This is a genomic window from Mucilaginibacter aureus (genome assembly GCF_053514885.1).
In genome coordinates this window covers 3,764,393-3,777,326 of sequence record NZ_CP170601.1, presented here as the reverse complement: position 1 = coordinate 3,777,326, position 12,934 = coordinate 3,764,393, and the positions used below count along the sequence as shown (strand labels likewise).

The following is a 12,934-nucleotide window of genomic DNA, read 5'->3' as shown; positions in this document are numbered from 1 at the left end:
GCTTATCTGAATCAATCAACAATTAAGGGGTTACTACAATTAAAGCTACGGAGTTTTGCTGTAGCTTTAAAGAGGTCGCTAACGACGGGGAATAGGCGTATGTATTATCCGATGTTGTTTTTAATGTGTTTTGAGCGGGGTTATTATAAATATTATTATTGTTTGAATCCAGCATATAAACCTTTACCTGCATCTTACCATCGCTAAAAGCCGATGATGGTATATTACTGAGTTGCACATTGATATTTTGATCGGCCACTGCAGCGGTATAATTATAGTTCCATACCAATACGGCAATACCTTTTGAGTTACCCATTGAAGCAAGTGCGTTTATACCCAGGCCGGTGGTAGCGCTCAATTTTGTCGAAGTAACCTTTATGCGCGTACCACGATTGGAAACCTCTTTGGCAAACAGTAATGCATTACCATAGGGGTTGGGATAAGCGTTGGTCAGATCGGCCAGTTCGCTTTTATGCGGGATTGTTCCGTGATTGATACACCAGTTAAATACCCTGTCGCAACCGCCATCGTATAAAAAGAAAGCCTTAGCCAATTGTGCGGCCGGGTAAGCGCTCATCATATCGTTTTCCGTCCAGCCGTTGGGTACAAAGCTACCACCAACCATACCGTACTCTGTTACAAAAACAGGTATTGCAGGCAGGTGATTTGCTGTTAATGCTGCAAGTATTTGCGGTTTACAGGTTTTCAACGTTATCGGGTCGTTAATGCCATTGTAGCAATGGATGCTGTAGAAATCAAGTTTTTTACCGGGATCGGTATCTGCAGCATAGAGTGCTAAAAAAGCCGCAGTATAATCATAGGTGATTTGCCCGCTTGTTGAGGTACTGCTGGTAAAAGGAGCATTGCTCAGCATTATCCGGTTGTTCCCGTTAAGGCCAAGGGTAGCATTTACCGAGTTTACAGCGGTGTAATAGTATTTATAAACGTTGTAGTAATCGGTTACCGATTCACCTAAATAATCGGGTTCGTTGCCTGCTTCAATGTATTTTATTTTAGGGAATTTGGTTTTATAATACAGTAAGGTCTGCGTTAAAAAGTTTTGGAACGGTGCGCCCGCAGCAGGTACAGGTGCCGATGCCGAGCCTTCGTATGCCGACAATGCCACCAGTAACGAATCGGCACAGGTTGAATAAAAAGCCAGTGATGTTTCGGCATCGGGCCCACCATCGTACTTATAGGTATAACCTTTATTGTAAATAGTTGAAAGCGCAAGCCAGGTACGTATGGTAGTATGCCCCATGGCCTGTAACCATGTTCTTGATTTTTCGCCCGGCAAAGCGCTGGTAGTTGAGTGAACATTAGCCTGCTCTATCCGCATCACGTTTCCCTGTGTTTGTGAGCAATCGGCACTGATAACTGTTGCATAACCATCCGGATTGTTCGACGGAGCTTTTGGATAGGTACTGCCGCCACCACCGGTGTTTGTGTTGGTATTAGTATCTGTGCCTGGGTCATTATGTTTTGAACAACCAAGGTCAATCAGGGCTATCGCGATAAACAACACAAAAAAGATCTTAAAATTCTTCATAACTTTTTTTTAAAGCTATCCGGCAATTATCCGGATAGCTTAATTTATATTAACCAATTATAAACTCACAGCCTGTTTCCACGATGTTGCAACGCGTACACCATCAAAGGTGGCTTTCAACGACAAGTTTGTGCTTTGCCTGATCACTAACCGGGTCATCGAGCTCGGATCAGCCGCTCCGCCGGTTGATGTTGCAGCCGGGGTTGCAGGCTCAATTGCCGGAATAGCGCCGCTTAAAATATAAAGCGATGAGGTGCCGTTGGTAAAATCGTACTTATTAATTACCAGGTACGTTGTACCATAGTTTAATGGAGTTGCCGTATAAGCCGGCGTGGTTGATGCATTTCTGCTGATGCCCAATACAAACTGGCTGCCGCTTAGCTTGGCGTATAACCTGTTAAAATAAAGCGGCGTAGCGCCCGCAGCACCATCACCCATGGAGGCGAAAAAGTCGGCAGTTGTAGGGGCCGAAACAAAATTAAGCATCTGGGCAATGTAAACTGTTCCGCTGCTTTGTCCGGTATAGCTCATGCTTACGTCTTCTGCCGATGCCGTTTTGTTTTCGGTAACCAATGCACCGCCAACGCCCGATCCTGCATAACCGGTATACGTTAAGCCCGAACCCACATATTGTACCGGGTTTGATCCTGCTGCTGAAAATGCCGACCACACCCCACCGCTTGCTGTGGTAAGGTTTCCTGCTGTGCCACCATAACTAAAGTCGTTACTGGCTATCAATACGCCTGGTGCCGCATTACCAACTTCGCTGCCGGTAACCGGGATCAAGGCGCTCAATGCACCCGAAATAATAGTAATATTACCCGGTAAAGCCTGGTTAACACCTGTATTAGGGGCAAACTCGGCATATACGGTTACCGGTGCTGCCATAGCTGCGGCAGCGGTGATACTTACCGACGAAGAGAAATTTGTATTATCTAACGATACCAGGTAATTAGCATCGGCAGTAACATTTACAGGTGCAGTAAGTTTAACACCTGTAACGGTGAACGACTGCGAAGCTGAAGTTGTGGTTGTATTGACATTACCAAAAGCAAGGCTTGCTACCGAAGCGGTGATAGACGGCAGTATAATTGGCTTGCCATGTATAGTGATAACAGTTGAAGCGTTTGAATTTGCTACTGTAACACCACCGGTAGCAGCGCTTAAGTTTAAAATTATGGTAATATCGCCCTCAAAGTTTTCGGCTGAGGTAATATTGAACGAGGCCTGTGTTGAGCCTTTTGGCAAATTAAGCGTTACGCCATTTGCAGGTATTGCGGGATTGAGTGTGTATTGATTAGCCAGCCCTGTGCTTTTACTGTCTACAGTAACCAAAGCCGTGCCGTCCGACTCGAGCGGTAACGATAATGGTAAAATAATTGTTGTTGTACCGGCATTACGCTCAATGGTATAGGCGCTGTTGGCAAACCTGATAGTACCCACATTAGCCGGAACTGCAAACTGCTGTTTTTTACAAGAGTCAAATAACACTCCGGCAAGCATTATCATTACCAAAAACTGTATTTTAATACCTGATAAATAAGATTTTCTTAAATTCATGATCCTAAATTTTTTGATTTAATGGCGATATTTACCAGCCGGGGTTTTGTACAAGATCTGTTGATTTATTAACCTCACCCTGAGGGATTGGCCAGAGGTACCATTTGGGCGTTGTAAATACCGGTGTACGGATAATATTTGGCGTATAAGTAAACGTAGCCCCCGCTTGTAATATAGTTACCCCATGTAATGGTTGGTTTGCTATATTCTCAGCTATTCTCCATCGTCTTACATCCCAGTACCGGTGTTCTTCGAAGGAAAGTTCAACACGGCGTTCGTTTTGTATCACAGTGCGCATATCCTCTTTGCTCAAACCCGTTGCCAGTCCATAATTATTGCCTGCTCCCGGCAGTATACCAGCACGTGCACGTACAGTCTTTAATTGCGTATAGGCTGTATTAATATCGCCTGCTTCGTTACTGGCCTCGGCATAGTTTAACAATATTTCAGCATAGCGGATCAATGGGAAACAGCGTTCGGTGGTTGATGAGGTTGCGCTGGCGATGGTGTTATCATCAAGCATTTTGCGTACGTAATACCCTGTTCTTGTGGTCGGTTCGCCATCCTGCGAATAGCCGGTATAGGTAAAACCCTGTGTAACCGTTTTACTGGTGTTTAACCTGTAAGCACCATTATAATAGATAGACCAGTTAAAGCGCGGATCGCGGTTTAAATATGGGTTTGCGGCATCGTAACCTTGCGGGTTACTTGCAGATTTGATATCAGTGGTTATTGGCTTGCCATTAATAGTGCCAAACGCATCCACCAGATCCTGGTACGGCCAGGCACTGCCACTACCACCGCGCGATGGTGGATCCCAGATCGCTTCAAGCGTGCGGTTATTGCCTGCCATTACAGCCAGAATATATTCTGAATTTTTACGTGTAACAAATACCCTGTCAAAGCCATAACCGGCAGTATAACCCACAGGATTACCTGCAGGCGCAGGCAGGTCGACCAAACTATACTGGCCTAAATTGATCACATCGAGGGCGGCTTGGGCAGCTTTGTTCCAACGTGTGGCATCATAGCTCGGATAACTCAAAATGCCTTTCAAAGTACCTAACTTATCCAGGTAATCGGCATCGGGCCGGGCATTGAACAACGGGCTTGCGGCGTATAATAGCAAACGCGATTTTAATGCCAAACATGCACCTTTGGTTATACGACCATAATCTAAACCTAATTGCTGTAATGGTAACAATCCGGCAGCGGCGTCGCATTCCGATGAAATGTAATTAACACAGGCGTCAAATGTTGCCCGTTTGCCGGGAATATTATCTTCGGATGTGTAAATCGCATCGCCAACCAACGGTATCCCACCATAGTGCTTTAACAAAATAAAATAATACCATGCCCGCAAAAAACGAGCCTCGCCTGTCAATCTTGATCTCAATGCTGCAGACAACGGTGTAGTAGCAACATGGCTCAAAAACACATTTACCCGCCTGATATTAGCATAAGTGGTTACCCATGCATCATCGGGTATTTGTAATGAGCTCACCGACCCGGTTTGAAATATAACGTTCCATGCTGAGCCTGACTGAGTTGAATATTCTACCTCATCGCCAAGGGCGTAAACACCTACGCTGCTCGGGTTGACCGCCAGGGCCGCAAATCTTTTTGGGTCGGCACTGAAACCGATATCGTTGTAGATGCGCGTTACAAATTGCATGGTACGGGCGCTATCCGCAAAAGTGCTTTCTTCGGTTAGGTCGGTAGTTTTAACCTGATCCAAAGCCTGGCCTTTTTTACATGCATTGATTGTTAATAACGATCCAATCAAGCCTAAAAACAATATTATCTTATTCTTCTTCATCTGTGTGCTTTTCTAAATTAAAATCCAACCTGTAACCCAACATTGTATACCTTTTGAACCGGATACGTGCCTGCACTTGCGTTATTGGATATTTCAGGATCCTGTGCATATAAATTAAAGTTAGCCCAAGTGTACAGGTCATATCCGCTTACATATAAGCGGGCGCTCCTTATTTTAAGCTTACTTGTCCATTTGGCTGGGAAGCTATAGCCAAGGTCAACCGATTTCAACCTGATATAATGTGCATCAATTTGCCAAAAAGACGAGTTATTTGCCGCCGAAGGACTGCTTGGACCTGCAAGGTTTGTGGTTAAGCGAGGGTAGGTTGCCGTTGCAGCGGTTGCCGGGGTCCACCTGCCCCAATTAACTTCCTGCAGGTTTCCCTGGAAAGGAATAATACCGGCTTCGGCAACACGATAGCTGTAGTTAAAACTTCCCTGGAATAGGATATTAAACGAAAATCCCTTATATCCTAAACCTAAGTTAGTACCCAAAACGGTTTGAGGTAAATTACTTTTCCCTATACCGCGCATATCCTGCTGATCTATAACACCATCGCCGTTAAGGTCATCATATTTTAAATCGCCTGGTTGCGCGCCGGTTAGGTGGGCCGAAGCGGCAACATCATTGGCATCTTTATAAAAGCCCAATACGTTGTAGCCGGTTGCCTGGCCAATTGGCCTGCCTACGGTTGATAACCATGGGTATTGCGGAAGCGGGGTCCCATCGTATAATACTTTGTTACGTGCTACTGAGAAGGTAAAGGCAGCAGAATAATTAAATTTACCAACCTGATCATGATAGCTTACTTGCCCGTCAAAACCCTTGTTTTCACTCACACCCTGATTAGTAACGGCTGGTTTAACGCCCAGTATCTTCAATACGTCATTCCGGGTGATCAGCTGGTCATAGCGACGATCGTAAAAGTAATCAATGGTGAGCGACAGCTTATTGTTAAAAAACTGCGCATCTATGCCGATATCGGTTTTACGCGATTTCTCCCAGGTGATCTCTGTATTACCCAGATCGCCTTCTTGTATGGTAGCCGCGGTATTGGTTGTCTCACCAAAATTATAGGCAGTACCAGCCGAGTAGATCTGCTCGGTTTTATAGGTGTTACCGGCTGTTATATCAGATCCAACAATACCATAAGAACCTCTGAGTTTTAACAGATCGACAAAAGGTACATGCTTTTTGAAGAATGGTTCTTCGGCGATATTCCAACCAACTGATACTGCCGGAAAAAAGCCCAATTGATGATCAGCAACAAACCGGTTACTACCATTGTAGGCACCATCAAATTCAATCAAATAGCGCTGCTTAAAATCATATCCCGCACGAAAAGTTGTACCAAAAGTTGTGATAGGAGCCACTTCCTGTATTCCGATTGTAGAGTTAACATAAGCAGCAGGCGCGTATGAATTATAATCGTACAATGCCAGCGCGTAAACGTGATTATCGTTAAACGTACGATCGTAATTTAAGCTGCCTAATGTATTGGTAGTTTTTGAAGATGCACTGAGTGATGCATCGCCGGTTAATGTTAGCGGCGGTAAAGCATAAAGCAAATTGGTTGGTTGGGGGGTATAGGTACCGTTGGCCGGATTGTAGTAAAACGCGGGAATATTATCGCGCGACAAGCTTCTGCCATACGAGGCATCGCTCGCATAAGCAATGCGTGCTTTTACAGATAATCCTTTGGTAATAAAATCCAATTTGTGATCTACATTGAACAAAATATTGAACTCGTTACGGTATGTTCTGTCATACCCCTGCTCGGCAAGCCTGCCTACTAAACTTGTTTCGTAATAAATATTACGCGAACGGAATGCCCATGGGTAACTACCGTCCGGATTTAGCAGTGGTTCGGCATACGGCGGAAGGCGTTGAAAGCTATAAATAGTGCTTAATGGAGCTGTTGCGATATGCGGCTGGCTTGTGGTACCTAACCTGCCGGTAATATCCAGGCGCAGGGACATATCTTTGGTGGCCCGCAAATCCAAATTGGAGCGAAAATCATAACGATCGTAAGAATAGTTATTTTCGGGATTACCGGTGTTTTTGCTGAAATCGTTCATCAACCCGTTTTGGCCCACCTGCCCTACCGAAACAAAATATTTTACTTTTTCATTACCACCGGAAACATTAACGTTATTACGGGTTTGATAGGCATATTTTTTAAATACTGTGTTATACCAATCAACATTGGGATGGCCGTAGGGGTCGTCTCCGGTGCGCCAGTGTTCAATATCTTCGGCAGTAAAATCGGGAGGCAAACCGTCATTGGCATCGGCTTCATTACGCAATTGGGCTACCTGGTAAGCGTTTAAAAACTTAGGCGTATTAACCGCGGCCTGCAAGCCATGCTCGGTAGTAAAGGTTACCTGTGGCTTGCCTATTTTACCCCTGCGGGTTGTGATAACCAAAACGCCATTTGCTCCTTTAATACCAAATACCGCGGTTGAAGATGCATCTTTTAAAATGGTGAACGACTCGATCTCGTTAGCATCAAGCTGTGCAACCTGATCGTAAGTATACTCCACATCATCAACAATGATCAGCGGCTTTTGCGAGGCGCCGGACATGGAACTTACACCACGGATATAAAAATCGGCGCCACTCGAGCCCGGTTGACCACTACGCTGCTGCGAAATAAAGCCCGGCACGCGGCCAGCCAGCGTATTCTGGATATTCGGTGTCGGCTCTGTTTTAATGTCGTTAGCGGTTATGGTACTGATGGCGCCTGTATTGGTTATTTTTTTGGTGGTACCATAGGCAACAACCATAACTTCCTGCAAGCCTTTGTTATCTTCTTTCAGCACTACCTCCTGCACCGTTTTTCCGGTAACGTTGATCTGCTGGGTAACAAAGCTGATAAAACTGAATGCCAGCGTGTTGGTTTTACCTTTCAGCGTTATATGGTAAGCGCCTTGTGCATCGGTAACAGTACCGTTTCCGGGGGCGCCAACTTCCTGCACGCTTACACCGGGCAGCGGCCCGTTAGCATCTTTTACCGTACCCCTTACAGTGGTTTGCGCAAATGCCCAATACGGCAGCAAACCCGCTGTCATTATGATTATGTGTATTAATCTCTTCATATTATCTCAATTTGATAGGCCTTAACTATTGGTTAGTAACCGGGGTTTTGTGTAAGTTTTGTGTTTTTTACCATCTCGCTATATGGTATGGCGTACCGGTACATACGCGGTGCCACAAACTGGAACGGTATATTCAATTGCTCAACCGAGTAACTCAATATGGTGCCGTTTTTTGCGATCCGGATACCGTGCAGCGGCTGGTTGTAAACTGTTGCAGCAATGTTCCAGCGGCGCAGATCCCAATAACGTTGCTCTTCAAAAGCCATCTCTACCCTGCGTTCGGCACGTATGGCATCGCGCATAGCAGAAACGCTCATACCATTAGCCAGGCCGTATAAATTAGGCGCAGCACCCGCGAGTATCCCTGCCCTTGCCCTGATGGCGCGCAGATAAGTATACACCGAATCGGTAGCGGCGGCACCGGTTCCGGGGCCATCGGTTTCGTTTTTTGCTTCTGCAAACATCAGCAGCACATCGGCATATCTGAATATCGGGAAGTTGTGGCTTTGGTTAGAGTAGGCCGTACCTGTCGAAAAATCGCCCAGAAACTTGCGCATATAATACCCTGTTTTGGTTTGCGTAAGCGAGTTATCAGGTCGGTCCAGTCCGCCGTTATAAGTTTGCACAGCGCGGCCAAGCCAGTTCATCCCATTATAAAACACTGTTAAAGACAAACGCGGATCGCGGTTTAAATAAGGATTTGCAGCATCATAACCTGTTGGGTTGGTTACCGTTTTCACATCGGCAGTGATAGGCAAGCCTTTGGTGGTTGTAAATGCTTCAACCAACTCTTCTGTCGGGCTTGTACGACCCTTGCTGGGTGTTGTGCCGCTGGTATATCCTACCGGCGAGTTTAAAGTTTCCAGATCAGTAGTTACTGCGCGCTGGTACGCTAATATTACTTCGTTGTTTTTGCGCCCCAAAAACACGTTAGCGTATACCGGTTCGAGCGAAAAAACGCCTTGTCTGATGATATCCGCAGCAGCGTTTTTGGCTTTTCGCCAACGGGCAATATCATTGGTTGGGTTATTTAGCGGACTGGCAGCATACAACAATATTTTGGCCTTTAAAGTTAATGCTACAGCTTTAGTGATGCGTCCGTAATCGCCTGCCGCAACCGGGTCTGCACGAAGGCTGTCTTTAACGGCATCGCATTCGCTGGCCACATAATTAACACAATCATCAAAAGTATTGCGTGGCAAATTCAGGTTATCATCAATAGTGAACACTTTATCGCCAACCAATGGCACACCGCCATAACGTTTGATGAGTTCAAAATAAAACATAGCACGCAAAAACCTGTTTTCGGCGCGGTAATATTGCCCCTGCAGGGCAAGTGATTTTAACAGGTGTACTTTACTAAAATTCTGCAAAAACTCGTTACACATTCTGATGCTGGCATAATTAGCTTTCCATGAATCATCGGGGTTATTTAACGCGCTGTAACCGCCGTTTGTAAAGGTTGCAATGGTAGTACCATCATTGCTCGATACAGCATCATCTGTCGCAGCATCTAAAAAATCGCCACCAATACGGGCATATCCGTTTGGCAGGGTGCTGTATATCTGATTCAGGAAGTACCCGGCATTGGTTCCTAATGAGTCTGTGGGGTCCCAAAGGTATTGGCTGGTAACCTGCTCAAGCGGTTCTGTTTCCAGGCTCTTTACACAAGAGCCGAAAAGCGCAATGATCAGTGGCAAAAGAAGGATGGAATATTTGTAATTCTTCATATTGTTCAGAAGGTTTATACTATAATTTGATATTGATACCGGCGTTAAAGGTTCGGCGAAGCGGATAAACCGAATTGTAGTTCTCCGGGTCGGTATGGTCAAGTTTATCAAAAGCATACAGGTTAAACCCGTTAGCAAAAATGCGTATGCTATTTACCTTAAACCTGGTTGTAAATGATGCCGGGATGGTGTAACCCAGATCGACATTTTGCAGGCGCAGGTAATTGGCTGATGTCATCCAAAATGTTGATGCATGATCGTTATTAACGTTGGTACCTATTGATAAGCGCGGGAAGGTTGCATTTGCGGCATTTGTAGGCGTCCAACGGTTTAACTGAAATTGGTAGGCATTACCTAAACCGTTGTTTTGAAATGCAAATTGCTGGCCGCCTGTAAGCACATTATCGCTACCGGCGGTACCTTGTAAAATATTGTTGTTGGCAACACCCTGAAACGAAAAGCTCAGATCAAATCCTTTTATACTAAAGCCGCCGGTAAAACCGAAATAAATGAGTGGCTTTTGCGAACCGATGGCGGTTTCGTCTAACTGGTTAATTACGCCGTCGTTATTAATATCCTTGAATTTGATGTCGCCCGGTACAGGTGAGTAGCCATCAACGCGCGGGCTGCTGTTAATATCGGCCTGCGATTGATAGAACCCATTGGCAACATAACCAAATGTTTCGCTAACCGGCAGCCCGGTACGTTTTTGATAATCGTACTGGCGGTAAACCTCATCCTGAAATAAAACTTTCGAGTTTAAAAACGAGGCGTTACCCATGATAAAGTAGTTCAAATTGCCCGATCTGCCGTTCCATTGGATACTGGTTTCGGAACCAGAATAGCGGTTACGGCCCAGGTTTTCCTGCGGATAGGTTTGCCCGATAAGCTGTGATGAATTTCCGGGTGTTTGCATCAGGTCAAAGTAACTGTCGATGAAATACTCTGATGTGATCTTCAGCCTGTTGCTAAACATTTCCAGATCGATACCGGCATTAAATTTATTGGCTTTTTCCCAGGTAGCGTTAGGGTTGGCCAGGGTTAGTTCCGTAAATCCGCGGGCATTTGTTGGCGTAGAGCCGAAATAATATACCGGTGTTGTGCCACCAGCCGCATAGTATTGATTATATACATAATAACCTACATCAGCATTGCCGGTACGGCCATAGTTAACACGCGGTTTTAAAACGTTTATCCACGACACGCCTTTCATAAAATTCTCCTGGGCCAGGTTCCATCCTAAGCCTGCGGCATAAAACAAACCGAAACGTTTGCCTGGTGCAAAACGGTTAAAGCCACCATCACTAACACTGGCTTCGGCAAAGTATTTTTGTTTGTAATTGTAGGCTGCATTACCTGCGATGTTTGTATAGGTGGCAGGCAAGGTTAGATCTAAAGTAGTAGTTTGCTGATCGGCTAAAGCCAACAGGTTGAGGCTATGACCATTGCCCCAGCTCTTATCATATCCAATACTTACTTTACCATAGGTATAGGTACGGCGGGCATTAAAAGCAAAAGTGTTAGCTTGTGAACCATTGGTACCTATTGCAGTATACGTAGCCGGAGTTACCCCGGGCGCACTGGTAAGATTGTATACCGCGAAAGTTTTGGAGCGGTTAACGGTTTGATCGAGTGTGTTGTTGTACGAAATATCGGCTTTTACCCATAGGCCCGGTGTAAGGCTGCTGAGTTTTTGTGTGATGCTCAGATCGGCAGAAATATCCCGGGTAGTACCGATGTAATATCCCGAGTTATTGATCTCGCCCGAAAGGTTGTTGCCGTATTTGGTATTACCGCCCAGAGAGCCATCGGCATTAAAAATATTGTAGGCGTTATTTGGTGTGTTGGCCAATGCTGTAAAAACAGTTGAGGTTGTTGCACCCGGCTGGTTTGAGTTTTGGATACGGCCAAACAAGTTAAGGCCAATATTGAGCGTTTTGCTCAGATCAACGCTAACGTTCGATCGAACAATGTACCGGTCAATATCGGTATTGGTGTTGTAGGTGTTGATACCCGATTGTTTGAAAAAGCCGCCCTCGTTCTCATAATCTAATGCCACGTAAAACCGGGCAACATCGTTGCCGCTTCTCATGTTTATATTGTAGCGGGATATTGGGGCATTCTTGTTAAGAAAAAGATCCTGGTAATTGTTATTAGGATGACCCAGCGGATCGGTACCGTTACGATAAGCGGTAATATCGGCTGCGCTGTAAACAGGCGCCAGCCCATCGTTGTTGCGTGCCTCGTTATATAATATCGCATAATCGGCCGATGAAACTGGTTTAGGCAGGTTAATTAAGCTTTGCAAACCAAATTGCGCGGTAGCCGATAAAACAAATGGTGTTGCAACCGGGCGCTTGGTTGTCACCAGGATAATGTTATTGGATGATCGCTGACCATACAATACGGTTGACAAGGCATCTTTTAATACACTGATCGATTCGATAGACTCCGGATCGATGGAAGTAAAATCGCGCGGAACGCCATCAACCAGGATCAGCGGGTTCTGCCCGCGTACCCTGAAATCAATTACCGATGTCGGATCATCGTTATCCTGCACACCGCTGCGCTGACGGGTATACAAACCCGATAATCTTCCGGGCAGGGCCTGCAAAAACGATGGTGCCGGTGTAGTGGTTAACTGATTAGTATATACCGTGGATGTTGCTTGTAACAGGCTGGTTTTTTGCTGTGTTTTATTAAGCAGAAATATTTGCCGTGCTTTTTCCAGCGAATCTGTCGGTGCAATACTATCGGTAACATTTGCCGGTGATTGTGAAAACGCTGCTGTTGTCCCTCCCGAAAGAGCGACAATTAAAAACAGCGCAGGTACAGTAACTCCCCGTAAGTAAAATTTATACATAAAAGTCCTTTAATAAGTCAATAAATATGCAGGCACTATGCCCATGGTTATCTGTAAAGCATTTCTCAAAGCATACGGCAAAACGGGTTTGTACAACAGGCATAAAAGCACATTATATTAAACAAGAATCAACGCATTATACCCTGAGTATAATTGGTTACTGGTATTGGTTTTTTATTGGTTTATGGTTATCGCGGTTATGAGTGACTTAACTGCAGGTAACTGATGCAATATTAAATGATAATTAAAATCTGCATACAGGGTTAATCGTTCAAAAGTACCTGTTACCGGATAAACTGCATTTTTTATGGTCGT

6 protein-coding genes are annotated in these 12,934 nt (G+C 45.1%); all 6 read right to left on the bottom strand.

Going from position 1 to position 12,934, the window contains the following annotated elements; translation table 11 throughout:
- Nucleotides 1–22: 22 nt before the first annotated feature.
- From ACFGVR_RS16085 to ACFGVR_RS16060, 6 genes are read right to left on the bottom strand one after another with little or no spacing between them, the layout of a single operon-like run.
- Nucleotides 23–1,549 carry a hypothetical protein gene (locus ACFGVR_RS16085; RefSeq protein WP_448698337.1) on the bottom strand — a complete coding sequence of 509 codons (1,527 nt, stop codon included), beginning with the start codon at nt 1,547–1,549 and terminating at the stop codon, nt 23–25.
- Nucleotides 1,550–1,606: 57 nt separating this feature from the next.
- Nucleotides 1,607–3,109 (bottom strand): hypothetical protein, encoded by a 1,503-nt coding sequence (locus tag ACFGVR_RS16080; RefSeq protein WP_448698336.1) that lies wholly within the window; start codon nt 3,107–3,109, stop codon nt 1,607–1,609.
- Between the two features lie 31 nt (nt 3,110–3,140).
- Nucleotides 3,141–4,928: a RagB/SusD family nutrient uptake outer membrane protein gene (locus tag ACFGVR_RS16075; RefSeq protein ID WP_448698335.1), complete on the bottom strand. Its 1,788-nt coding sequence runs from the start codon at nt 4,926–4,928 to the stop codon at nt 3,141–3,143.
- Between the two features lie 17 nt (nt 4,929–4,945).
- Nucleotides 4,946–8,026, bottom strand: a complete 3,081-nt coding sequence (locus tag ACFGVR_RS16070; protein WP_448698334.1) for a SusC/RagA family TonB-linked outer membrane protein — start codon at nt 8,024–8,026, stop codon at nt 4,946–4,948.
- Between the two features lie 32 nt (nt 8,027–8,058).
- Entirely contained in the window at nt 8,059–9,756 is a 1,698-nt protein-coding gene (locus tag ACFGVR_RS16065; protein WP_448698333.1) for a RagB/SusD family nutrient uptake outer membrane protein, read from the bottom strand.
- A gap of 19 nt (nt 9,757–9,775) precedes the next feature.
- Entirely contained in the window at nt 9,776–12,619 is a 2,844-nt protein-coding gene (locus ACFGVR_RS16060) for a SusC/RagA family TonB-linked outer membrane protein (protein ID WP_448698332.1), read from the bottom strand.
- Between the last annotated feature and the right edge of the window lie 315 nt (nt 12,620–12,934).